A 24,099-nucleotide genomic window follows, 5' to 3' on the forward strand; every position below is an offset into this window, starting at 1 on the left:
CGTTTCTTCTGCTCTGTCATAGAGGGTATCCTCCACAGTGCTTACCTTCAGCATAGGAGTTCTCTCGGTCGAGGAGGCATTCTGTCACAAAACACAAACTTATTTAGAACCAGGAAGTTTAACCAGATCTTGGCGACTACGCTTTGCCTCATACCAGAATGCTCCCCAAAACACAGCCAGGATAATGGTAGGAATGACAAAACATGCGATCGCCACATCCGGCAGAATAGCACCTGAAACAAACATGAGTGTCAGAATGCTATACCATATACTCCCCCAAAATATTAGAAAGGCAATAACCAGGGGATGCATTCCCATCCTGATGTGGATGGTCGTTCCCTGTGCTGTTGCCTCAAACTGCCCGCGGATAATGGGCAAGAATGAATTGCGGTAGTAAATGATGCGACGAATCTCAAAGCCCGTTTCATCAAGCCTTCCTGCATAGGGAACGTTACTGCAACTGTGGGACCAACGGAGGGGTTTTGGAGGTTCAATAAATGCAGACAATTTTTCCCGAACCTGAAAGATGGAGTCCGATGTTTGCAGGGTGAATGTTTCGTAGGGAACAAGTTTCATCGGTTGAACTTTGGTTTAGAATCTAACGGTCTAACCTTGAGTTGTTTTCTATTGGCTTCAGTACTCTTACAAACATAAGTTGTGTAACTTTAGCGTTTTAGAACCTAAGGTTACGCAACTTATTTTTGAAAGGATCGTAAGTTGATAAGCTTCGACAGTTCTGCGTTAAGCACGGCATACCCCTGCGCGTTCAAATGCAGTTCATCGCTACGGTACTCAGCCCTCAAAACACCTCGGCCATCTGCAAGAAGAGGGAAGGTATCGAACACCACGGTTTGCTCATCCGCCAAGGTCTTGATATAAGCGTTAACGTCGTCAATAGCTTGGCTGATGTCATCAGACCAAAAAGGTCTGCGTTGTAAAGGCACCTCACCTACGGGAAAGATTGTTGTTACGATCACGGCTGCCCCCAAGCTGTGGGATTCATTGACGATACGTTCAATATTTGCCTTCGTGTTGTGAACAATGGATTCCCGGCTTTTAGGGAATAAAGTAACCGTCTTTAAATCGTTGACACCAACCTGGATAATAACGATGTCAGGGTTTAAGGAACGCACATGGGGAGAAAAACGCTGAACAACCTGAGTCGAAGTTTGAGAAGAAATTCCACGATTGACGAATTCATAACCGTTTATATCGGGAGGCGGCCAATTTTCAGCTCTGGAGTCCCCAAGGAACACTACACGAGGTTCTGGTTGATCGGCTGTACCTTCAAAATCTACAGGGTAATAATTTAGCCCCAATGGATCCAACCGGGTTTGGTTCACCTCAAGATAATATTTTTTAGCCTGGTTAAAAAGAACGACATTAAGGAAAGCCAGGCTTCCCAAGACTAAAAGAATAAGGGCATTCCATAGGATAGAAAGCTTACTGAGTTTCATCGAACTATTACCTTTTATTCATTACCGTTTATCCCACTTCACTTCAACGTAGCAAATTTCATCTTCTGAGTATGCCGTAACAGTGGCAGACACCTGATTGGCAGACCGGCGGATACCACTTACATGGTAGGTGTAGCGATCGCCAAGCTGAACACGCGCAAGCCCTCCGCTTCTGCCGCGTCACTTCCATTTAGCATTGAGTGGGTAAGGAGTGCGACAACGCTGATGAGGCCGAATACCACTGCAAATCCAATTTTCTGTAATTTTGTTTCCAGCCCTTTCGCAGCACAAGCCTCCAGAACTGTTCGGCTGCGTAGTTGCTGATGAGTCCAGCCCAGGACGGCAAGGGTAGCGATGTTAAACAAGCAACGAGCCACAAAGTTGGTGGGTGCTTGCCGCAGTTCTACCATCCATAGACCCAGTGGTCTAAATAACACAGCAACCAGAAAAGAACCGCACAGCCACAGGGCGAAAAAGATAGCAATTCCCCCCATCCAATTCGCGACTCTCAAATTCCCTCGAATCAGCAACACGCCAAGGGCAACTGCAATGGTTCCCCAAGCCGGAGAAACACTGATATGGCTTGCAATATAGCCATTTGTAGTATGCCCAATGAAATAAATAATGTCTACCAGACCGAAGACAATCCAAACAATGCCAACGCGCCGAAGTATTTGGTTATAGCTTTTCGTCATTAAATAAACCCACAGCTTTCAATTTAGAATCTACTGGCATCGCTCGTGAATCCATATAACGTCTTGTAATAAGGGCACTTCTGTCTGCCCTACCGTTCCTCTTCTTGCATAGTAGTCATGGCTACCCAGCTCAGAGATCACGGCATATTTCGGTGCCTCTGTTTCCTCTCCAAAGAAAGGAGGAGTAGCCGATCGCAAATTCTGATCAAAAAATGCCAACCAAAATCTTTGATCCCCATTGGGAAGCGTTGGGACTTGTTCCGCCATCCAGATGGAGCCATAACCACTCACTTGATCGACAGTAAATTCATACAAGTGGCTTTGTAGGGGATGGTTAATGACAGCCGTTGCATCAACAATACTTCCGACAGGTGGTGGGCCAAAAACCAGCTCAAAACCCTGTCCGTTTCCATCCCGATAAATACTTTGGGAAATAGGGCAGCTTTCCTCTGCATTTGCTAATGCCGGAGGAATCATGAATATAAGGAAAAATGCAGTAAAGATTGTTGTTCTCATAATTTTTTACGCATTCCAATTGTTCACATAATCTTCCCAGGCCCAGACCCGTTGCAATTCTGCCTGCCCCTCAGCCCGTTCACTCTGTTCTCCCACAACAAACCTGAGAAAAGCGGCGATCGCCCCACTTTGGCTCTGATCAAAACCGTAGGTAGCAATGACGCGATCAGGAGCGCGCGCGCGCAAACTACCCGCCATCCGAGTAATCTTAAAAAATGGAATACAAGGGTCAATATGTCCTTCCAGGGCAGCAATCATAAAGGCAGGAAGATAATAGCGAGTTCCCGATTCACCCATAAATGACAGAGCCGATTCAAAGTTTTTGAGAGTTTCCCGCGGGATCTCGCCCCAATGATTCTCCCTGTCCTATAAGCGTGCGGCTTCCACCTCTTCAGATGGCACATAATTATCGAGGGCGATCGCCTGATGAAGCGTAATGCCGTCCCGCCGTTCTACCTGGGCAAATGCATTCTGAATCAACTGAATTGTCCACTCTAGGGTAGAGTAGTTTACATTCCTTGTTGCTCAATCCCAACCTGCAAGGGGAACACTAGAGTTGGCTCGGCAATTATACTTTTCTGTTCTATGCTCCCGTATGAATGACAATTTATCTGCACTCCCAACCAGTCACCAGAGTATTGTTGAACAGCTTGATTTAATGCTACGAGCGCGATACCCCCTGATTTATATTGTGGGTGCAGAAGAAGAACCGATCGAGGCAGTTCTTTTTCAAGCTTCGGCGCTTTCAACTCCGCAACGAGAGCTTTACTTGTGGGATATTGTGCGCGGCTGGAGCGACAATGGTTCGGATAAGGGGTCAGCGATCGCCGCACTTGGTCGCATTGCAAAAGCCTCGGGCGAGAAACCGGCGCTCTACGTTCTGCGAGACCTGCATCCTATTCTCAAAGCACCACTGCACCTGCCCAATGTACCTGTCATTCGCGAAATCAAAAATCTGGCTCGTGAACTAAAACGCAGTCGTAAAACTCTCATTCTGACGAGCTATTCGCTGGATGTGCCGCCTGAATTTATTGAAGAAATGACCGTCATTGATTTTCCGCTTCCTGATGCGGATGAAATCAATTATCTGATTTCTCAATTGGTCGTGCCAGAAAAGCTGAAGCTGTCGTCGCTATCACGTGAGCAATTGGTTAAAGCTTGTCAGGGGTTGAGCCGAGCCAGAATTCAACGGGTGCTGGCAAAAGCGATCGCCGCGAAACAGCAAGTCACAGAACAGGATATCGATGGCGTGTTGGAAGCCAAGCGGCAGGCGATCCGGCAAACAGGGATCCTGGAGTTTGTCACCACTCACGAATCCCTTAAAAGTGTCGGAGGACTCGATAATCTGAAGCAGTGGGTGCAGATGCGGCAGGACAGCTTTACCGAAGAAGCGCGACGCTATGGCATTCCGAACCCCAAAGGTGTTTTGCTGGCAGGGATTCAGGGCACGGGCAAATCGCTCTCTGCTAAGACGATCGCCCACGAGTGGCGACTGCCCCTGCTACGGCTAGATGCCGGACGGCTATTTGGTGGGTTAGTGGGCGAAAGTGAAAGCCGCGTGCGTCAGATGATTCAAATTGTGGAAGCGATCGCCCCTTGCGTGCTGTGGATGGACGAGATCGACAAAGCCTTTGGTAGCCTCAGTTCAGGGTATGACGGGGATTCGGGCACAAGCCGACGCGTGTTTGGTAATTTAATTACCTGGATGCAGGAGAAAACCAGTCCCGTATTTATTGTTGCCACTGCCAACAATGTGCAAATCTTGCCCGCCGAACTGCTGCGAAAAGGACGGTTTGACGAAATCTTTTTCCTGAACCTGCCCACAGAACAGGAGCGGCGTGAGATCTTTCGTGTCCATCTTCAGCGATTACGACCCAGTCGTCTACGCGAGTTTGATCTCGACTTGCTGGCGCGTCAATCGAAAGAGTTTAGCGGAGCTGAGATTGAGCAAACCGTCGTCGATGGCATGCAGCGAGCGTTTAGCCACGGTACTCCAGGTAATCGGCAGGACTTTAGCACTGAAGATATTGTCCGAGCGATTGAAGAGACGGTGCCGCTGGCGGCGATCGCCCGCGATCAGATCGATGCCCTCAAGCAGTGGGCTGCCAGTACAGGAGCGCGTCCAGCGTCCCAGGATATGCAACTCGTCGAAGAGCTACGTCAGTTAACCCATCATTACGGTATTGGACCGCTGGAGGTTGATTAAGTGTCTCATTTCACCCAAATCAGAACTGAAATTAAGGATGTAGATGCGCTCGTCAAAGCGTTAACTGAAACAGGATTTCAGCACATTGAAGTTCACGAAACCGCACAGCCTCTTTATGGATATCAGGGCGACTTGCGACCCGATACAGCAGAAATCATTATCCGTCGCCAATACATCGGCAGAGCGAGCAACGACATCGGCTTTAAACGTCAGGAAAATGGTGGCTTTACCGCTATTATTTCCGAGTACGATCGCCACAAATATTCGCAGCAGTGGCTCAATGGTGTAATGCAACGATACGCTTACCATGCGCTCATGGCTCAAGCGCCGCTTCAGGGATTTGCGGTCGAGCAGGAGGAAACCCTGGCGGATGGGACCATTCGCATCGTACTTGCAAAATGGGTGTAAGAAGCCGTTTGAGAAGCCCCAGAAGGGGCTTCTCAAACCAGTTCTAAGAGGAAGCAGAAAATAAAAGAGAGAGAGACGTTCATGTCACACTTTAGCCGCATCAAAGTTCAGATCAAAGATGGTGAAATACTACATCAAGTACTGCAAGAGCTGGGCTATACCATTGAGTGCAATGCTGAGGTTCGCGGCTATCGGGGAGACAAAACAGAAGCGGAGTATGTAATTCGGCGATCGAACGGATACGATTTAGGATTTCGGCGCGGTGACGGAGACGAGAGCTACGAACTGGTCGCAGATTTCTGGGGCGTGGGCATGAATCAGCAGCAGTTCCTCAACCCTATCCTGCAAAAATATGCCTACCAATCGCTGATGGCATTCGCCCAGACGCAGGGCTTTAACGTTGAGGCTGAGGAAACGCTGGAAGATGGCACTGTGCGCCTGGTGGTTGGCAAGTGGGTTTAAGGATGAGATGTGATTGAATTACTGATAGGCGATCGGAACCCGCTCCAGGATGCCCGAACCAAAAACTTTCTCTAATTCCAGTTCATCGAGATGCACATAGCCAATGTGACAGTGGCAAGTTTCATTTGTGCAGGGTCGCTCAAACAAAACAGATTCAAATGCCGGATCGTAAAGATTGCCGATCGCCTCTTTAATGAAATGACAGCGGCGAATGTTGCCTTCCCCATCCACTGAAATTACCGATGCTCCGGCGCGACAAGATTTGCCCAGGCTAAAATAGTGCTGCGTATTCAGTTCATACAGTGGATCAAGCGACTGAAAGAATGCGCGATCTTCGGCGGCAAGCTGGGGCAGTTCTGCTTTTACAGCATTAATCCAGAGATAAACGTTTTGAGGAAGTCGCTGGCGCAGAGTGGCGATCGCTTCCCTAAACTGAGGGAATCCAACGACTCCGACGCTAAACCGAATGCCGCGATCGAGCAAAATCTCGCACTTTTCTACAAAGCGATCGAGGGTTGACCACTCCGGATGAAATGTTGCCCAGAGCGCAAGGCAATCAGGATTGGCCTGCTCGATCCAATCTAAAGAACAGGATAGATTTGTCTGAATTGTGACTTTTCGCACATTCGGCAGATGAGACAACCGCGCCAGCGTTTGCTGATACCAGGAGTGAATCAACGCCTCACCCCACGGTGTGAACAAAATCGAGAATTCGTGTTCTGGGCGATCGGCAATCCACTAAGCAAAGCGATCGAGTGATTGGCGATCGACTGCTAATTCTGCGGCGCTCTGCTGGCGCTTAGCAAAGGGGCAGTATTCACAGCCGTAGTTACAGCTAACAAGCGAGCCGCGATAGAGAATCGTCAGGTGCATAGGATTGAGTGAATGAAGGCAAGGGGAAACACTATTCGGCAACGGAGCAGTAGCGATCTTCATACTCATCACCTTTCTGATTTTGAGCAAAAACCTGAATGCCTAGCGTTTGAAGTCTGTCAATCATGCTGCCAGACAGGTAGCTCTCAGAAACATTGAGAATTTGAAGCTGATGCAATGGACAATTGAGTAATGCTTCTGCGCCTTCGTCTGATAAGACTCCCATCGATAAATCTAAAACTTTGATCGTCTCCATAATTTTGGATTGGGTGATAGCCACAGCAACTTCATCAGCGTATTCACTGTTACGTAACCCCAGATAGACTAAATTTGGAAATGCCTCGCCTGAGAGAATGGGCATCAGGTCGTCAATCGATGATCTTCCGCCATAGTCCAGACAGCCCAGCCACAGCTCTAAGTGTTCCAATGCAGGTAGCTTGAGCGTGAGAATTTGAGCAATTTTTTCAGCACTGAGTCCGCCCGTCTCCACAATCAGGGTTTTCAGGTGGTCGTGCTGTACAGTTGTAAACTCTTCCCATGGGGCATCAGGATTTCGATCATCATCCCCTCCACGCAGACAGAGCATTTCCAGGTTTGGATAAGCCCTGAGCACATCACTAATATCGCAGAGGTGTGTAAAGGAGATTTGCAAGTCCCAGTCGTAGGGTCCGATAAACAGTGCTTTAAGGCTTCTGAGTCGGCTAGCCTCTTTCAGTTCCCGTCTGCTGCCCCTGTAGCCTCCATCGTCAATATACCTGCTACGGTCACTGAAAATGAGTGCTTCGACTTCACCGGCTCTTGGATCTTGCAGAAATTTCTTAAAGTCATTGTCGTAGACGGCATAGGCTATGTCTGTTGGATCAGAAATGCCAACTTGACGATCGAAGCTGGCCACACTCCGATTCGCAAATTGATTAAAAGGATAATAGAGATACCCATCACTTAAGGGTTCGATAATCCGTTCGATTAAATTCCAGGGATTGTAATCTTTTAGTGCTTGCTGTACTTCTGGTTCTGTTCGGTCCCGTAGCAATTGATAGGCTGCCCGTCTAACCTGCTGAGTTTCATCCTTAAGTGCCTGAATGACCAGGAATAAACCTGTTGGCGGATAGTTCAGTGCCTCCTGTAAAGCAGCAACTCGTTCAGCGATCGATTGGTGCAACAAGCGCCGCTTAACTCCTTCAATTCCGCCTAAAATTGTGCTTTTCTGAGGTGCAGGGGATTGTCCTCCCAGAATTGCATCACTGTCCTGCGGCTGATGTTTTTGATCTGGCATATTAGCTCCTGATTCGTTGTTTTTATTTCAATTCGTATGCCTGCATCGATCGCCGCACATCTTCTGAAAACAGCCAGGGTCCGATCGCATCCGACCGCTCAACCCCCAAGTCGGTCAGCGCTAATAAATCGGCTTCTTGATGGGCCAGATTCCAATCAATGAGTTCTTGAAGTGCGGGGAAATCGGTGAAAGGATGGCTGCTGAAGCGATCGCGATAGGCCAAACCATCTAGCCCTTCTTCAGAAAGCAGAGAGAGCAGAATAAATCGTCGCTGTTGCTCTTCTCGATTCAGGTCAAAACCATAGTTAGCGCGATCGAATACAGTATCGTCGCTGGTGATGTACTGTTCAATAATGCTGCGAATCTCTTTGGCATTCACGGCATAATCATTCGAGTAGTGCAGCGATCGCGTGTATGATCTTGCTCCACAGCCTAAACCGATCATGCCATCGGCCTGACAGCAGTAAACCGGGCTAGAGGAGTGAGGCGATTGATGGCGGCGAAACATTCGCATTGAAACCTGAGTATAGCCCTCCGATCGCAGCAAATCCCGTCCGGCACGGTAGCAGGCAAGGCGAATATCGTCCCACTGGCGATCGGACAATCCCAAGCCGGTCAGAGGACGCACATACAGGGGATAGAAGTAAATTTCTTCGGGATGGAACTGGAGCGCCGTACGAATGGAGTGCAGCCAGGTATCTACGGTTTGTCCAGGAAGCCCATAGATTAAATCCAGGTTCAGCGTTGGAAATCCTGTTTCGCGGATTCGCGTTAAAGCCGCCTGTACTTGAGCAGAGGTTTGACGACGCTGGGTTGCCAGCACTTCTGAATCGATAAAGCTCTGAACGCCAATACTGATCCGGTCTGCTCCTCGATCGCGTAGAAGCTGCAACTTCTCTGTGGTCGCCGTTTCGGGCGAGACTTCCACCGATACCGGAATTTCTTTCAGCGATGCGCCCATTTCATCCTCTGCCACGTTCAGAATCGTTTCCAGTGCGGCAATCGGCAGTTGAGTTGGTGTGCCACCTCCGAGCGCAAATCGGGCGAATTGGGCATCTCCCAGGGCAGCTTTTACACACTTTGCCTGCCTCTGGACGGCGGTGACATATCGGTTCACAAACTCATCGCTGTGGTTGACTGTGGTAAACAGATTGCAGAACCCACAGCGCATCTCACAAAAAGGAATGTGAATGTAGAGAAATAGAGCATCGCGTTTTTCGGCTGACCAGATTTCGTTCAGTGAGCGATCGGGAAAAGGACGGTAAGCAGTTTTGTGAGGGTAGGAGTAAACGTAAGCCTGGTAGGGCGATTGGGTGAGCAGAGGCAGTTGAGTCGTTAGCATAGAAGGCATTTGTTTAGAGGTTGGTCTCGCTTCAGGATTCCCGAAATTAGGCGAATAGGAGTGTGTTTATTGATCGAAGTGATCGATAAGAACTTCCGCGTAGGGAACTGTCCAGACGATCGGGTGAGCAATACGGTGTCCGGTATAACCGTCCTCGCCATAGGTTGTGCCGTGGTCAGAGCAGAGAATACCGAAGGTGGGGGCGCGATCGCGCAAGGTTTGCCAGAGGGGGACGAGGGCACGATCGATATATTCTAAAGCGGCGGCATGGGTTTCAATTGAGTCAGTCGTTGCTCCAGGTAAGTAGAAATAGTTGGGCTGGTGCAGGGCAGACAAATTGATAAACAGGAAAACCCGCTGGTTTTTGGGAAGCGTATTGAGTCGATCGCAGGCCAAACTAACCTGATGCTGGGTAGAGTGGCGATCAGTAACACCTAGTTCTGGGCTCCAATATCGCTCCTGAAAGAAGCCAGGCAAAACATTTCCCAGCGGATTGCACTGATTGAAAAAACCGACTCCGCCAATACAAATGGTACGGTAGTCTCGATCGGCTAAACCCTCGGGTAAACTTGCGCCACTCAGAACACAGGTTTCGGGTGCGATCGTGGTGCTGCCCTCAAACTGAAGCGCAAAGGGGCGAGGATGGTTGCCAGAATGAATTGGGGTGGGCAAAAATCCAGCAAAAAAGGCTTGGTGAGCGGCATAGGTAAAACTGGCAGGAGAATGGCGTTTTTCCCACCCAGTATCGGGTAGAAGGGCAGCAAGATGGGGCGTTCGTCCGGCTTGCCAGAGGAATTGGGCAACATCGTAGCGCAGCGTATCAAACGTGATAAAAATGATGTCATGGGTGCCGACGATCGCATTCATGTCATGAACGAGCGGACGCGTCATAGCCAGATTATTTGTAATCGTTTTATCCGTCGCTATATCATTCACGATCGCATTACCTCCTAAATTTGTATGAGTATCTTCTGTTGTTCTAACAACGTTGTGATTTCGGTGGTGTAGGTATCCTGTCCCTGCCAGGTAATGCCTTGCAGCAGATCACCAAAGGCATTCAGTTCCAGAATGTAGTGATCATGTAAATTGGGTGCAACCAGGAGATCAATACCGCAGTAAAAGCTGTGAGGAAAACAGGCCGCGGCGCGTTCGCAGGTCTGCAGCATGGTTTGCCAGATGTCTGGGGTCAGCAATCGGGGAAGGGCAGATACGTCGCGGCGATCGTTGCCCAGATGCAGGTTAGTCATCGGGCTATTGCCCACTCTCAAAACAACCTGTCGTGCCTTTCCGCCAATCACCACCACTCGCGCATCAAATTCGCGTCCTTCTAGCCGAGCTTTGGGCATCCAGGCTTCCACCTGCGCCGATTCTTTTAGCAAGAAGTTCATGATATCGGCAATCTCATGAGAGTCGGAATACTGGCGAATTTTGCGTGAATTGTAAAAGCGCAGTTCACCCTGTTCTATCACTCGTTCGACGGTGGTCGTAACTCGTTCGGCATGACTACGCCGCTCATAGGCAACCACGCCCGATGCAGACGAACCGTGCGCCAGTTTCACAAAGACCCGCTGACAGTTTTGCTGATCCATGCGATCGCGCAAATCGTCATAGCTGAGAATGGGCGCGTGACCGATCAAAGAATGGGGAATCGGAATCTGGTGATGGGCAAGAATCCGCTGACACTGAACCTTATCAAACATCGTGATGATGTCTTCGGGATGGTTTAACGCCGTGCCGCGCATTTGTCCTGCCCATTCCTGCAATCGCCTGCGCCAGCCCAAATACCACTGACGCGGATAGAGAATGCGTCCTTTGTCTGGAGGTAGACGGTAAGCCTCGATCGCCCCAATTCGCTGATGCTGTCCTGTATCCTGCACTTCTGTGCCTGCCGCAATCAAGGCCCGATCGACCGCAAAACTGCGCTCTGGTGCGTCAAAGCGATACCAGATTGGTGCGTCCCATTGGCTGAGCGAGCAGCGTCCCTCCAGCAGTTCTTCGTAGGGAATTAGCTCGGCAGCAGGTAAGTCAAACCGGGCGAGTGCCTGCTGGAACAGCTCGACCCGTCGCGTTTCAGGATTGGCAATGAGAACAAAATTGAGCATGGAATAGCGATCGCAGTTATTGCAGCGTATTATTCGGAAACAGCACAGTATCGCCCATCATCGTACTCATCTTCAATTGACCGCTGATCATCCGCAATAACCTGGATGCCTAACGCTTGCAACTGATCGATTGTGGCCCCCGAAAGATAGCTTTCAGAAACGTTGAGAATTTCTAGATTGCTAATTTCCCAGTATTCCAGCAGTTTTGCAGCTCCCTCGTCGGAGAGAGTGCCCATTGAGAGGTCTAGCACCTGGAGTCCTGCCAGCAGGGGCGAACCGATCAGTCGATCGATCAACTCGTCAGCAAACTGACTGTTGCGAAGACCCAGATAGGTGAGATTAGGGAAGACGAGTTCATTCAGGATGGGAGCTAAGTCCTGTTCCCAGCAGTCGCCGCCATAGTGCTCGCTGCCGAACCAGAATTCGAGATGCTCCAGTGCCGGAAAATCCCATTCGTAAATTTGCGTGACTGTTTCTCGGCTCAATCCGCCCGTTTCTAGAATGAGTGCCTTCAAATGCTTATGCACTGCATTCTCAGATGGCTCAAACTTTAATCCCATGCCGCCTCGGACTTGTAATACTTCGAGCTGCGGATATGCCTGCAAAATCGGACTCATATCACTCTGAGTAAGCCAGGATACCTCGCACTCCTCTGACGTAATGTCACCAATAAACAGAGCTTTCAGATTGGGGAGACGATTGCTCAATGACGCTAACTGCTCTACCAATTCCTGCGAAGAGTCCTCTCCCGTAAAAAAGTCTTCATCGCGGTTCCAAGCTCCAAACACCAGCGCCTCAACCTGCTCTGATCCAGCAGTATCTAGCAAAGCATCTAGCTGAGCGTCGATCGAAGTTCCCCCATCATTGTCATCGTCGTACCCAGAGCGCAGCGCGTAGGCTGTTTGCTGAGGATTTGACAACGCCTGTCCTGCCTGGAATTCCCGCACATCTCGCTTGGCAAAGTGGGTGACGTGCTGACCGCTATAGCCCAGATAGCCGCCCAGTCGCTCAGCAAGATCCCACACCGGAAGATGCGGTCGGGGCGTGACTTTGGGCTGCCGGAGAAGCCAGTGTGCCCGTCGCCGAATTGTTTTAGAGCGATCGCCCAGTGCCTGTTCTAGACAAACTCGCCCTGCATCCCCATAGCTCCAGGCTTGATCCAGTGCCTCTAGCCTCAGCGTCAGGTCAGGATGATTCAGCTTTTGCCGAATACCTTCAATGCCACCCAGAATTGCGCCTTGATTGGGAGCCGGACCGTTACCGCCCAGCACAACATCAGAAGATTGAGGATCGGAGGGGGAGTGCGTCATGATAATGAACGGGTAATGAAAGAGAAAAAGAAAAACTTTATTAGAATTCCCAGGACGACTACTGAACGGTCAGAAAGTGATGATTCGTAGCATTCGTAGACAACTCCTATCTAAAAGACCGGACTAGGAAAGAGGCGGTATTCCCCAAATTTTGATCGTTCCATCGCGGCTACCGCTGACAATGCACTGTTTATTCTGGCTCATCGCAACGGACAAAATATAGTGAGAATGTCCTGTAAACGTTTGCTCCTGTCCTGTTTGTAAATTCCAAACTTTTACCGGTTTATCAGAGCTGCTGCTGCCCTACATCGGCTTAACTTAGTTTCGCGATCGCCCCCCGTTCTACCAATACCTTTCCCGTCAGCAAATCCTGCACGGTTGCCACTAAAATTCGGTGTTCCGTAACTTCAAATTCCACGGCAAGGCGATCAATTCCGAGTTGTCCGGGCGGCTCCAGCCGTGCCATGCAAACCTGCTCACGGTTCAGTTCCAGTGATCGATAGGTTTCCTGCTGACGAAGGGGAGCGCTGCTCATGCGTCCCTGCGCGTCATAGGTCACTTCTGCCTCGGTAACGTGCGCGACTTCGCCAATATCTAAACGAATTTCAGTTTGTCCTTCGAGGGCAGCTTGCAGCATCAGCGGTTCTGATCGCCCACAAGGATATTTTGTACCCGATTCAAACAGGGAAAAATAGGTGTAGGAGCGGGAGTAGGGTTCCCAGAGGCGGATAGCATAACCGTGGCGCAAATAGTCCTCCAGTCCGGCAATTTGCGTCAGGGCAAGTGCCCCGTGGGAAACTGCCTCGAACGGCTTGTGAAGCTGAACGTGCTGCGGCCCAAAGTAGGCCATAAAAAGCTGCTGAATTGCCCAAATTTGGCAGCTCCCGCCTACGAGCAACACCTGATCGATATCAGACTTCTGCACGCCTTGTGAGCGGGAACGACGGCAACCAGGATTCACGACGGATGATCCAGCTTTCATAGGTCGGCATCAGTTGGTCAGGGGCATCCAGAGAGCCCAAGTTTACTTCGATTTCGTCTGCAGTGCGTGCGAAAATAGACGAGCCACATCGGGGACAGAAAAAACGCCCGGCGTAGTCGCGTGTTTCGCCATCAATCGTGACCGCATCCTGTGGAAACACTGCAGAAGCCTGAAAAAGGGCACCATGATGCTTGCGGCAGTCAAGACAGTGACAGAGCCCGACTCGGTATGGCAGTCCTGACGCTACAATTCGGACGTTGCCGCAAAGGCAGCCACCTGTAAACTGGTCCATGCTGCTCTACCCAGAGTGCAGTGTGCGGAGATAATAATACTACGCTATCGAAAATCCCGCGTCTTCACTTTGATGGGTTGGCATGGGATGAGTGATGCTCACGCCTTACTACTCCTGGTAATGCGACCCTTTGATATTCTTGCTAATACAGGGAAGGGCGATCGCAGTCATGGCCGCGTCATGCTCCTCAATCTCGCTGGTTGTATTGCAAGAACTTCTTAAGGACAAACGATCGATATCGTCCGTATTCCCTTAATCAGCAATTTCAAAGATTGCTTCGATAAATTTCACTTGAGACACACTGTCCCCTTGTTTGACTTTTTTGACTTGTCCTTCTCTAATCATATTCATCACTTTAGTGTCACTCAAAGTCCTTCTTGCACTATTGAATGAATCTGAAGAAGTATTCTTAGCCCAACACTCCATTAACTACCTATGCCGCAGTCTCCTTCTCCCCGCTTTCCCGATATCCAGACCCACTGGGCACGTCCCTTTATCGAAGCCCTGGCAGAACGGGGAGTCTTGCGAGGTTTTGAGGATGGCACTTTTCGCCCAAACCAGCTGATTTCACGCGCTGAATTTGCTTCCATGCTGCGGGGGGCATTCGCCATTGCTCCTAAACGTCCCTACGTCCCTTATGTTGATGTTCCTGCTAACCATTGGGCAGCCCCTGCAATCCAGTGGGCCTACGAAACCGGGTTCATGTCGGGTTATCCCGGTCGTGAATTTCGCCCGACAGAAGCCATTCCCCGACTCCAAACCTGGGTAGCGCTGGTGGGGGGACTGGGCATGACCGCTTCGGGGCAGGCTCCCCTGGCAGACCTCTACCGAGATGCAGCAGAAATTCCCGACTGGGCCAGGAGTGCGATCGCCACGGCAACCGCAGCAGGCATCGTGGTGAACTATCCCGACCGCACTCAAATTCACTCTCAACAACCTGCTACCCGTGCGGAGGTTGCGAGCTTTATCTATCAAAGTCTGGTCTACATGGGGCAGGCTTCACCCATTCCATCGGAATGGATTGTCCAATGGACACCCTTGGTTCAGGTCTCCCACCGACGAGAGTTTCGGGCCGCCTGGGTTGCCCTGGTATGGAATATTGATTTTCCCAGTAGCCGCACGTTGACTACACAACAACAACAGGCTGAGATCATCACCATTCTGGATCAATTGCAGAGATTAAATTTCAATGCGGTGATTTTGCAAGTGCGGCCAGAGGGGGATGCCTTGCACAACTCCACGCTGGAACCCTGGAGCTTCTGGTTAACGGGCACTCAAGGCAGAGCGCCCAACCCCCTGTATGACCCGCTGCAATTTGCGATCGCCCAATGCCGTCAGCGCAATCTAGAAATTCATGCCTGGTTTAACCCCTACCGGGCACGCAGTTCGAGTCAAACGGTGAACGTTGCGCCCCACCTGGCTGTGACCCATCCCGATGTAGTCTACCCCTGGGGCACCCAATCCTGGATGGATCCTGGCTCACAAGTTGTCCAAGACCAGACTTACAACGTCATTATGGATGTACTGCGTCGTCATGACGTAGATGGCATTCATCTGGACGATTACTTCTATCCTTACCCGATTGCAGGGCAGACCTTCCCGGATGCAGCGACCTACCAGCGTTATCAGGCCGGGGGTGGTACGCTTTCCCTGAACGATTGGCGGCGAGATAATGTGAACCGCATGGTGCAACGGCTTGCTACAGGCATTCGCAGCACCAAACCGCAGGTCAAATTTGGTATTAGTCCCTTTGGCATTTATCGCCCCGGCCAGCCACCCCAGATTCGGGGATTAGATGCCTACGACCAACTATTCGCAGATGCCCTACGCTGGCTTCAACAGGGGTGGGTCGATTACCTCGCACCGCAGCTCTACTGGCGCATTGACCCGCCTGCCCAGAGCTATCCTGTTTTGCTGGAGTGGTGGGCTGACAACAATCCCCAGAGACGACACATCTACCCCGGCAACACCCTGTCACAGTTAGACGGTAAAACATGGGAGTTGAGCGAGATTGAACGTCAGGTCGCCATCACCCGTCAATTGGAAACGAAGCTTGTGCTGGGCAATATTTTCTATAGTGCAAAGGCATTTCTAACCAATCGCCAAGGCATTTGCGATCGCTTCCAAAGCGACACTTACCGTACCGCCGCTCTCCCTCCAGTCATGCCCTGGCTCTCCAACACGCGGCCCGCTCCTCCGCAAAACGTTCGTACGATAGACGGCAAACTTTCCTGGGTTGCCGCCCCGAACACCCGTTCCTTCACCCTTTATCGACAGACCGGAACCACCTGGAGCCTCCAGGAAATTCTCCCCAATACAAGGACAAACCTTTCCCTACAACCCGGTACCTATGCATTGTGTACCGCTGATCGCTTAGCCAATGAAAGTCTAGGAGTCGTTATCAACATCAAATAGATTATTCAGGTGGTCGAGTTGCTGAAGTTCGTCGGTTCAGGCATGGTGGGTAAGCGGAGGAAGGTTAAACACGCCCATCTTGTAGCTAAATAAACTGGCTTTTCCCAAATACCTGATCAAAACAGACGAATTATATGCATACTGAGGAGTTTGAAGTTCAGACCCAATCCGTGATGCGTTATCTAGATGTGGAGCGTCTACAAGCCAAACAGTTAGCCGGGTGGCGATGTCAGGAGTGTAACCGCCCCTGCCGTCAATCCGGGGAATCAGCGCAAGATGTCTCTAAACGAATTGCGTCAGAGTCGAAGTTAGCCGCTGACCATGACTGAACCTCTCTATGACAGCGACTTGACCGATGCCGAGTGGGAAATCGTTGAACCCTTGTTGCCTGCTCCTAAGCCCTTGGGTAAAGACCGAGAGGTCGATTTAAGGGAAGCCCTTAACGCTATCTTCTACCGGGCAGATAATGCTCTGAAATGGCGGGCAATCCCCAAGCATTTCCCAGCTTGGCAAACGGTGTATGGATACTATCGCTTGTGGGTGAGGTTGGGAGTCTGGGAGCAAATTAACCTGACCCTGATACGGCAGGTACGGCAAGCCGCAGGACGGCATGAAGAACCGAGCTTGGTGATCATTGATAGTCAGTCCGTGAAACTGGGACAAAAAGGGGGGAGGAACAGGGATTTGATGGCAACAAATGGGTGAAGGGACGCAAGCGTCATATTGGGGTCGATGTGCTGGGCCTGGTGCTGGGTTGCTATGTCAGTGCCGCCAATATATCAGATGTCAAAACAGCTCCTGGTGTTTTAGTCTGGGTTCTGCAGATGCATCAGCGCATCGTGAAGGTGCTAGCGGATAAGGGGTATCGAGGAGATCTGGGAACATTGATTCAGCACTTCTTTGAGCAAGAAGGACGACAAGTCGAGGTTGAGATTAGCCAACGAGCAGAGGATGCTAAGGGGTTTCAGGTAGAACCGAAGCGATGGATAGTAGAACGGACTTGGACCTGGCTGAAGAATGCCCGAATTCTCAACCGAGACTATGAACGATTACCAGAGAATCACGAAGGCATGGTCTATGTGGTGATGATTCGATTGATGCTACGAAGACTTACCAAAAACAGACGAACCTGGGATCGGAAAACTGCTTAATTGACTTTTACAAACAGTTTCTTACAAGCGGAGATTGAAGAATAAGAACGGAATTGATGTTATCTAATGAGTAAATTGTGCCAAGTTGATGCTTGGACAGCGGCTAACCCTTCCTTCACTTTAGTAAAGAACTGATCGGGTTGTTCATACCAGGGAAAATGGCCTGCTCTCTCAATCAAAATAAACTTTGAGCCTGTGATTTCCATATGTAATCGATGAGCATGGAGGGGCGAGCAAATAAAGTCATGGCTCCCAACCGCAATCAGAGTTGGAACACAAATCTCTTTAAGCCGCGACATCAGGTTGGTTTTATGCCATTGGCATTGAGCAGAACCTTTGAACGCATCTAAAGACATTGATGTTGCAGCATGGTGAGACGCATTGAGCTGGATGTTAGCAACATCATAGTAGTAGAGCGGAAGGATGGTTTGAATAAACTTCAAAAAATCGGCTTCTGACTCCGGCATTTCCTGACTAGTAAATGCTTGGTAGGCGAGGTCAAACCAGGGTTCGTGCTGTCGTTCCCGCAGGCGCATTTCCATATCTGTATGCGATCGCTCATCCTGAAAACTGACGGCATCGAGAAGGATCAGCCCAGCACAATGGTCAGGATACTGCAAAGCATAGTAGAGTACGTGACGCCCGGCTTCGGAATGCCCCATTAACCAAACGCGCTCCTGTCCTAATTGCTGTCGAAGTGCATCCAGATCAGCCGCAAACTGATCGTAGGTGTAATCGCTTGGTTGCACTGGTCGCTCCGAACGCCCCGTGCCTCTTGTATCAAGGTAAACAAGGGTGAATATCGTTTCAAGTGGGGTTAAGGTTTGGAAGTACATATCGGAACTCGGTCCCCACCCTGGAGTAGGCACAATGCAAATGGGACCAGTACCTGAAACTTTGTACCAAAGCTTGAGTCCTTGAGTGCTAAAAATGGCTTCTTCTGGTTGCAACATGGTATTTTGCTCCTAGCGATGAGGGAGGATTAATTTCAGTACATTAAAATCGAATCAGGTCTTATTCGCCGCACATGGCTATTGTGCGAATCCGGACAAGACTAGCTTGCCGATCGTTCGACCCGATTCGAGTTGAGCATGAGCTTTCGCGAGATTTTCTGGAGTTAAAGAACCCAAACATTCTGTCATTGTGCTTTCAATGATTTGTTGATCCACTAATGTTGAGACTTTGTTCAATAGATCATGTTGAGCTTGCATATCATTGGTTTCATATATGGAGCGAGTAAACATAAACTCCCAGGCAAACGTCACACTTTTGTTTTTGAGCAAATTCATGTCAATGGAATGTTCTGTTTCAACGATCGAGCAAATTTTTCCCTGGGGTTTGATTGTTTCTGCCATGTTGACCAGATGTTGTTCTGTATCGTTCAAGCAGAAAATATAATCCACATCTTGAATGCCAGTTCCTTCCAGTTCTGATTTGAAGGATTGATGATGATTAATTGTGTAATCCGCTCCCATTCTGAGACACCAATCGACGGTTTCAGGTCGGGATGCGGTTGCAATCACAGTTAGCCCAGCAACCTGCTTTGCCAATTGAATGGCGATCGATCCAACTCCACCTGCGCCACCGATAATCAGAAGGTGTTTGCCGTGGTTGATTTCTGACTTTTGATCAGAGATTCCCATGCGCTCAAACAATCCTTCCCAGGCAGTAATCGTGGTTAGTGGAAGTGCTGCTGCTTGTTCAAATGAAAGACGGGCAGGCTTACGACCAACAATCCGCTCGTCAACCGCATGAAGTTCACTATTGCTTCCAGGGCGAGTAATGTTGCCTGCATAATACACTTCATCCCCTGGTTTGAATAGGCTAACTTGTGATCCAACCTGCTCCACGACTCCAGCCGCATCCCAGCCTAAAATTTGAGGGGCGGATTGCTTGTCTTGAATAGATGAACGAACTTTATAATCCACTGGATTAATGGACACCGCCCGCACTCGCACTAGCAAATCCCTGGCTCTTAAGGTGGGCGGTTCAACAGCAATTTCAGCAAAGCAATCTGGTGGATGAGTGAGACGAGTGGGATCAACGGCAAGGGCTTTCATGGTTTCTCTTAGCAACTAGTGAGAGGAATCTGGAGACAAAATAGTCAAACCATATTGAGGAGCTAAAGTGATCGTTTTTTGAATATCTGCCTCTGTAACTGGAGGTGGCGGTGCAGTCGGATCATCAGCCGGAGTGCCAATCTCCATGAAGAACTGCTCCAGCCCAGCTGGTGTTACCCAACACAAGACCATAGCAGGCTGGTTACTGACATTCGTAAACACATGAGTTTGTCCTCTAGGGGAGTAGAGAAAGGTTCCCGGTGTTGCAATAATGGTTTCTCCATCCACTTGAAACTGAATTTCTCCTGATTGAACCAAGAACGATTCATCTTCGCGGCTATGAATATGAGGAGGCGAACCTGTCTGAGGATAAACAATCATTTCCATAAGTGAGTAGGTTGCATTGGTATCCTGGCTCACGGTCTTAAACGTATATAAATCACCTAGCACCCAGTAAGATTTTCCCTGACCGGCTTGCAATACAACACCGTTCTGTTTTCCTTGCTCTGTAAGCATGATTATTTCTCCATTCTTGAGATTTAATAAACAATTGCTTTCGCACTACTACTATTTAAATTTGTTTCAGAAGGCATTCATCCCATCCACATCAAAGAGGAACGTCTCAATCGTGGCGATTCTGCCATCCTTCAACCGACATACCGTCGCTAAATGCTCTTCGAGGATACGATCATCCTGCTTCGCCTTATTGTGCAAAGACAGTGCAGCATTGCCTCGGCTACCAGAATATGCAACAGCTCAAACTTCAGCCTATAGCCTGCGATTTTGCGAGCGCGATCGGCAACTGCATCAACTCCATTGGCCATGCTTGAAATCGTTTGTCACTTAGTACCCAGTGTGCATTGTCTGTGAGCAGGCTGCGAATCGTACTCCAGTTTCGTGCAACCAACGCTACATAAAAACAATGGGTGATATTAAGCTTAGCTTTGTAATGAATTGGTGATGCAACAATGTTTGCCTACAAGGATAAGTTCATTATAGTCAACGATGCCTCTGTTCAAGAAAATTGCGTGGATAGTTGTGAATACACTATTATCAATTAGAATCATCGATGACTAGAAATCCTAGCTGAACCGGAATTTTTCGCGTTGAATTGGGTCATCAACGTTTGTTGAGCGCGAACCGCTTTAATGAAATCTGCTCCCTTTTCACCAATCATGATAGTGGGTGCGTTAGTGTTCCCTGTGGTAATCGTTGGCATAATTGATGCATCAATGACACGTAATCCTTGAACTCCATGTACCTTCAGTTCAGGATCGACCACCGCCATCGGATCAGTACCCATTTTGCAAGTGCCAACTGGATGATATACCGTATTGCAATTATCTCGAACATAAGCTTCAAGCTCTGCATTACTTTGAACGTCTGCACCCGGAGCGATTTCTTGACCACGAAACTCATCAAATTCGCTGCTATGTAGCAATCGGCGCATTAATCTAATTGCACCGATTAGCTTTTGCACATCGGTTTCATATTGCAGATAATTCATCCGAAACATAGGTGGATCTTTGGGGTCAGTGGAACGTAAGCTGACACTTCCAATGTTGTGCAGACGGTTTACAGAAACTGCACCTGTAAACCCAAATTCTGCCGGGGCATAGCCAGGCGGTAAGAACTGGATGGGACCGAAGTAAAACTGTAAATCCGGTGGCACTTCCTGATCGCCTTTGGTATGCAGAAACAAGCCAGCTTCGATCCCATTGCTTGTGTTTGCAGGATAGACTGCTTGAGTTGCTTCATATACCACAGGGACAAGCAGGTGGTCTTGCAGATTTTGTCCGACACCGGGCAAATTAGCGACAACCGGAATGCCCATGGTTTGTAAATAACTTCCATCTCCAATGCCAGACAGCAGCAGTTTCGGTGAATCAAATGCACCCGCGCTTAAAATCACCTCATGATCGACTCTGACTTGGTGCAGAATACCCTCTTTCAAGTATTCCACTCCAACAGCACGAGTTCCCTCAAACAACAACCGAGTCACCAATGCCCCAGTTACTACAGTCAGATTGGGGCGATCGAGAATGGGCACAAGAAAAGCAGCTGCTGTGCTATGACGTTTACCGTCTTTAACGGTTAGCTGATAAGGGCCGACTCCCTCCTGTTGGGCACCATTAAAATCGGGATTATAGTCGTAGCCCATTGCCATACACGCATCGATAAAGCGTTGAGATATGGCTGCAGAAGGTTTGATGTCGCTGACGCTTAGTTCTCCATCTGCCCCGTGATAGGTGTCGGCTCCTCGTTGCTGATGCTCCGATTTCTTGAAATAGGGCAAGATATCTTGATAGCTCCAACCAGGGTTTCCGAGTGACTGCCAATGGTCATAATTATGGCGATTTCCCCGAATGTAAAACATGAAGTTAATCGAACTGCTTCCTCCCAAAACTTTGCCGCGAGGACAGAACATTCTGCGATTATTTAAGTAAGGTTCTGGTTCAGAGAAGTAAGCCCAATCCACTTCAGAACCTTGTAGGCTCATGAATTGCAGTGGCATGAAAATCTCTGGCTTTGTATCCGGATTGCCTGCTTCCAACAGTAAAACAGTTGTATCAGAATCTTCAGTTAGACGGTTAGCCAGCACACAACCCGCCGATCCTGCACCAATGATAATGTAATCATAGTGAGCCATACCTTTTCCTCCTTGAGAAAGTCCAGTAGTAAGGGGTTTATTTTGTCTGCATGTGTCCAGAGAATCGCGTTGGGACCATCCGATATCACTTCTAAGCGGCTGTTCTTGATAATTACAGTCATCTTGCAGCGATCGCTTCCAGTGGCAGAATCCGAACGGCATCCCCATGAATAATCAATGTTGGAATATCAATTCGTGCTAGCTGGAATGTGACAGGCTGGAATTGTGAACTGCATTGGCTGTAGAACTCTGCCAGATGTGCTCAAAGCGTTTGTACTCTTCAATATCTGCCGTGAGTTTTTGAATTATTGTTGGTAGCGCGTTGGGACCGAGCGCCAGGCGAAGGGGTGGGTCAGGCAATTCTACGACCTTCAACATCGCTTGGACACCAGCTACAGCGTCACCCCGAACATATCCAGCAGCAAACTTAGCGATTTGCTCTCTCAAAAAATCGTACTCTGGCATTGGTTCTGCCGAAACTGTAGAACGGTCTACAAAACCGGTATCAAAGCCTCCTGGCTCAAGGATCGTTACCTTGATTCCAAAAGGTTTCACTTCAGATGCGAGAGACTCTGAAAGTCCTTCGACCGCTGCTTTAGAAGCATCATAAAGCCCCATCGTTGGTACTGGATGCCGTCCACCGACTGAACACATATTTAGAATATGACCTGAGCCTTGCTTTCTGAGTATGGGAATGACAGCGCGAGTCACATTCAACAGACCAAAGACATTGGTTTCAAATTGGTTACGAATTTGTTGATCGCTCACCTCTTCAACAGCACCAATCAATCCATATCCCGCATTGTTCACCAGTACGTCAATTCTACCAAATGTGGCTAAACCAATTTGCACAGCCATTTGAATGCTTGCTTGATCGGTAACATCTAAACGAACAGCTTTAGCTATTTGTGGATATTTGTGTTCTAGATTCTGGATTTTGCTGATATTACGAGCAGTTGCAATAACGCGATCGCCTTGAGCTAAGACAGCTTCAGTCAAAGCACGACCGAATCCTGTTGAACTGCCTGTAATTAACCAAACACGAGATAGCTTTTGATTTGTCATGATGTTTCTCCTGAATACTCTAATGAGTTCTCTTAATTAGCCGCATTAATGATGGATGCAATTAACTTCTTTATATTCCATTGATCGGTATAGCGAATTCCATTGATAAACAAGGCAGGTGCAGTTTTTATTCCACTTCGGTATCCACTCTCAGCGTCCAGATTGACACGAGCAATATGCACACGATGAGACAGGTCTTGTAAAAACTGCGAAATATCAAGTCCTAAACGCTCTGCATACTCTACGAGGTAGCCGTTCTCTAACATTTGTTGATGGATAAACAACATCTCATGCATCTGCCAAAACTGGCCTTGAATTGCTGCAGCTTCTGCAGCCTCTGCTGCTCGTTGAGCATGGGGATGGATTTGTATCTGTGGAAAATGGCGAAAAATGAAGCAGATATTATTCTTATCAGGAAAAGGACTCAGTTGCTGTTGAGCAACTTTAATCAACCGATAGACATCCGCACTTTGAGAGCATTCATAATCTCCATACAGAACGAGTACAGCAGTGGCGCTTAACACGCCCTGAATGTGATCCTGAATTGAAGGTGGAACAAATAGGAAATGGTGTCTATGATCATCAACCATTTTTTCACACCTGTTGAACGACTCTCTGTTGTTACAACAGAGTCAGTTTGTCCTAAAGACGAAGTTAGAAATTATTATCAGCACCACGATCGTCAATAGAATGAACGGCTGAAAACGAATTCAACGAGATGCCACGTTGAATAAAGTCATGATTTTCTTTCAGGTGTCGATACTTTATGAAGGCAAGCTGAACTCTTGTTGAGCAACTTTTGGTTCTTTCATAAATTTAATATAGGGAATAAACTCC

General features: G+C 48.8%; 26 protein-coding genes and 4 pseudogenes. 8 read left to right on the forward strand and 22 right to left on the reverse strand.

All coding sequences use genetic code 11. The features are described 5' to 3' along the window. Positions 1-99: 99 nt before the first annotated feature. The 5 genes and pseudogenes from NDI52_RS29920 to NDI52_RS29940 all read right to left on the reverse strand — a co-directional run. Positions 100-576, reverse strand: coding sequence for a hypothetical protein (locus tag NDI52_RS29920; protein ID WP_190789554.1), 477 nt, complete (start codon positions 574-576; stop codon positions 100-102). A 119-nt stretch (positions 577-695) separates the two neighbouring features. Next, complete coding sequence (locus NDI52_RS29925) at positions 696-1,457, reverse strand: GDSL-type esterase/lipase family protein (RefSeq protein ID WP_190789555.1); 762 nt, start codon at positions 1,455-1,457, stop codon at positions 696-698. 119 nt (positions 1,458-1,576) lie between these two features. Next, entirely contained in the window at positions 1,577-2,152 is a 576-nt protein-coding gene (locus NDI52_RS29930; RefSeq protein ID WP_190789556.1) for a hypothetical protein, read from the reverse strand. A 30-nt stretch (positions 2,153-2,182) separates the two neighbouring features. After that, the gene (locus NDI52_RS29935; protein ID WP_190789557.1) at positions 2,183-2,629 is read right to left on the reverse strand and encodes a hypothetical protein; all 447 of its coding nucleotides are present in this window, start codon (positions 2,627-2,629) and stop codon (positions 2,183-2,185) included. A 45-nt stretch (positions 2,630-2,674) separates the two neighbouring features. After that, positions 2,675-3,022, reverse strand: a pseudogene (locus NDI52_RS29940) (DUF6714 family protein); the annotation flags it as partial. Between the two features lie 241 nt (positions 3,023-3,263). On the opposite strand from NDI52_RS29940, the gene NDI52_RS29945 reads away from it, so the two are divergent. The 3 genes from NDI52_RS29945 (at position 3,264) to NDI52_RS29955 (ending at position 5,744) form a co-directional block, all read left to right on the forward strand. Further along, the gene (locus tag NDI52_RS29945) at positions 3,264-4,874 is read left to right on the forward strand and encodes an AAA family ATPase (protein WP_199308070.1); all 1,611 of its coding nucleotides are present in this window, start codon (positions 3,264-3,266) and stop codon (positions 4,872-4,874) included. Further along, complete coding sequence (locus NDI52_RS29950; protein WP_190769861.1) at positions 4,875-5,282, forward strand: DUF1257 domain-containing protein; 408 nt, start codon at positions 4,875-4,877, stop codon at positions 5,280-5,282. It abuts the gene before it with no gap. An 81-nt stretch (positions 5,283-5,363) separates the two neighbouring features. Next, positions 5,364-5,744 (forward strand): DUF1257 domain-containing protein, encoded by a 381-nt coding sequence (locus tag NDI52_RS29955; protein WP_190769862.1) that lies wholly within the window; start codon positions 5,364-5,366, stop codon positions 5,742-5,744. 18 nt (positions 5,745-5,762) lie between these two features. On the opposite strand, the pseudogene NDI52_RS29960 reads toward NDI52_RS29955, so the two are convergent. The 9 genes and pseudogenes from NDI52_RS29960 to NDI52_RS30000 all read right to left on the reverse strand — a co-directional run bounded on the left by NDI52_RS29960 (position 5,763) and on the right by NDI52_RS30000 (position 13,921). Beyond that, positions 5,763-6,617: pseudogene (locus NDI52_RS29960) on the reverse strand (STM4011 family radical SAM protein). Positions 6,618-6,648: 31 nt separating this feature from the next. Beyond that, the gene (locus NDI52_RS29965; protein ID WP_190769863.1) at positions 6,649-7,893 is read right to left on the reverse strand and encodes a HEAT repeat domain-containing protein; all 1,245 of its coding nucleotides are present in this window, start codon (positions 7,891-7,893) and stop codon (positions 6,649-6,651) included. 22 nt (positions 7,894-7,915) lie between these two features. After that, the gene (locus NDI52_RS29970) at positions 7,916-9,235 is read right to left on the reverse strand and encodes an STM4012 family radical SAM protein (RefSeq protein ID WP_190769879.1); all 1,320 of its coding nucleotides are present in this window, start codon (positions 9,233-9,235) and stop codon (positions 7,916-7,918) included. 66 nt (positions 9,236-9,301) lie between these two features. After that, a complete protein-coding gene (locus NDI52_RS29975; RefSeq protein WP_190769880.1) occupies positions 9,302-10,102 on the reverse strand; it encodes an STM4013/SEN3800 family hydrolase in 801 nt (266 codons plus the stop codon). An 83-nt stretch (positions 10,103-10,185) separates the two neighbouring features. Then, positions 10,186-11,337, reverse strand: a complete 1,152-nt coding sequence (locus tag NDI52_RS29980; protein WP_190769864.1) for an STM4014 family protein — start codon at positions 11,335-11,337, stop codon at positions 10,186-10,188. Positions 11,338-11,366: 29 nt separating this feature from the next. After that, positions 11,367-12,647 carry an STM4015 family protein gene (locus NDI52_RS29985; protein WP_348256877.1) on the reverse strand — a complete coding sequence of 427 codons (1,281 nt, stop codon included), beginning with the start codon at positions 12,645-12,647 and terminating at the stop codon, positions 11,367-11,369. Between the two features lie 123 nt (positions 12,648-12,770). After that, positions 12,771-12,884, reverse strand: a pseudogene (locus NDI52_RS29990) (WD40 repeat domain-containing protein); the annotation flags it as partial. Between the two features lie 76 nt (positions 12,885-12,960). Beyond that, on the reverse strand, positions 12,961-13,629 hold the full coding sequence (locus NDI52_RS29995) for an Hsp70 family protein (RefSeq protein WP_190769866.1): 669 nt from the start codon (positions 13,627-13,629) through the stop codon (positions 12,961-12,963). Then, the gene (locus tag NDI52_RS30000) at positions 13,559-13,921 is read right to left on the reverse strand and encodes a GFA family protein (RefSeq protein WP_190769867.1); all 363 of its coding nucleotides are present in this window, start codon (positions 13,919-13,921) and stop codon (positions 13,559-13,561) included. The genes NDI52_RS29995 and NDI52_RS30000 overlap by 71 nt, the downstream gene beginning before the upstream one ends. Before the next feature lie 87 nt (positions 13,922-14,008). Here NDI52_RS30000 and NDI52_RS30005 point away from each other — a divergent pair, with 87 nt between their 5' ends. The 5 genes from NDI52_RS30005 to NDI52_RS30025 all read left to right on the forward strand — a co-directional run bounded on the left by NDI52_RS30005 (position 14,009) and on the right by NDI52_RS30025 (position 17,487). After that, complete coding sequence (locus tag NDI52_RS30005; RefSeq protein ID WP_277874461.1) at positions 14,009-14,143, forward strand: hypothetical protein; 135 nt, start codon at positions 14,009-14,011, stop codon at positions 14,141-14,143. Between the two features lie 213 nt (positions 14,144-14,356). Beyond that, on the forward strand, positions 14,357-16,336 hold the full coding sequence (locus tag NDI52_RS30010) for a family 10 glycosylhydrolase (RefSeq protein WP_190769868.1): 1,980 nt from the start codon (positions 14,357-14,359) through the stop codon (positions 16,334-16,336). Positions 16,337-16,470: 134 nt separating this feature from the next. After that, the gene (locus tag NDI52_RS30015; RefSeq protein WP_190769869.1) at positions 16,471-16,665 is read left to right on the forward strand and encodes a hypothetical protein; all 195 of its coding nucleotides are present in this window, start codon (positions 16,471-16,473) and stop codon (positions 16,663-16,665) included. After that, positions 16,658-17,041 (forward strand): transposase, encoded by a 384-nt coding sequence (locus tag NDI52_RS30020; protein WP_190769870.1) that lies wholly within the window; start codon positions 16,658-16,660, stop codon positions 17,039-17,041. Before NDI52_RS30015 ends, NDI52_RS30020 begins: the two co-directional genes overlap by 8 nt. Beyond that, positions 17,038-17,487 carry a transposase gene (locus NDI52_RS30025; RefSeq protein WP_190769871.1) on the forward strand — a complete coding sequence of 150 codons (450 nt, stop codon included), beginning with the start codon at positions 17,038-17,040 and terminating at the stop codon, positions 17,485-17,487. The genes NDI52_RS30020 and NDI52_RS30025 overlap by 4 nt, the downstream gene beginning before the upstream one ends. Positions 17,488-17,546: 59 nt before the next feature. Here NDI52_RS30025 and NDI52_RS30030 read toward each other — a convergent pair whose 3' ends face one another. From NDI52_RS30030 to NDI52_RS30065, 8 genes and pseudogenes are all read right to left on the reverse strand, one after another. After that, positions 17,547-18,440 carry an alpha/beta hydrolase gene (locus NDI52_RS30030; RefSeq protein WP_190769872.1) on the reverse strand — a complete coding sequence of 298 codons (894 nt, stop codon included), beginning with the start codon at positions 18,438-18,440 and terminating at the stop codon, positions 17,547-17,549. A 78-nt stretch (positions 18,441-18,518) separates the two neighbouring features. Then, the gene (locus NDI52_RS30035) at positions 18,519-19,547 is read right to left on the reverse strand and encodes a zinc-binding alcohol dehydrogenase family protein (protein ID WP_190769873.1); all 1,029 of its coding nucleotides are present in this window, start codon (positions 19,545-19,547) and stop codon (positions 18,519-18,521) included. Positions 19,548-19,562: 15 nt separating this feature from the next. After that, on the reverse strand, positions 19,563-20,063 hold the full coding sequence (locus tag NDI52_RS30040) for a cupin domain-containing protein (protein ID WP_190769874.1): 501 nt from the start codon (positions 20,061-20,063) through the stop codon (positions 19,563-19,565). Positions 20,064-20,129: 66 nt separating this feature from the next. Further along, the gene (locus NDI52_RS30045) at positions 20,130-20,261 is read right to left on the reverse strand and encodes a hypothetical protein (RefSeq protein WP_277874462.1); all 132 of its coding nucleotides are present in this window, start codon (positions 20,259-20,261) and stop codon (positions 20,130-20,132) included. Positions 20,262-20,610: 349 nt separating this feature from the next. After that, entirely contained in the window at positions 20,611-22,197 is a 1,587-nt protein-coding gene (locus NDI52_RS30050) for a GMC family oxidoreductase N-terminal domain-containing protein (RefSeq protein ID WP_190769875.1), read from the reverse strand. Between the two features lie 11 nt (positions 22,198-22,208). After that, positions 22,209-22,399: pseudogene (locus NDI52_RS30055) on the reverse strand (alpha/beta hydrolase); the annotation flags it as partial. Then, positions 22,396-23,262 carry an SDR family NAD(P)-dependent oxidoreductase gene (locus tag NDI52_RS30060; RefSeq protein WP_190769876.1) on the reverse strand — a complete coding sequence of 289 codons (867 nt, stop codon included), beginning with the start codon at positions 23,260-23,262 and terminating at the stop codon, positions 22,396-22,398. The pseudogene NDI52_RS30055 and the gene NDI52_RS30060, both read right to left, overlap by 4 nt. Before the next feature lie 32 nt (positions 23,263-23,294). Beyond that, positions 23,295-23,852, reverse strand: coding sequence for a thioredoxin domain-containing protein (locus tag NDI52_RS30065; protein ID WP_190769877.1), 558 nt, complete (start codon positions 23,850-23,852; stop codon positions 23,295-23,297). Positions 23,853-24,099: the final 247 nt, after the last annotated feature.

This window comes from Leptolyngbya sp. PL-A3 (assembly GCF_039962325.1).
In the GTDB taxonomy this organism is placed as follows: domain Bacteria; phylum Cyanobacteriota; class Cyanobacteriia; order Elainellales; family Elainellaceae; genus Vacuolonema.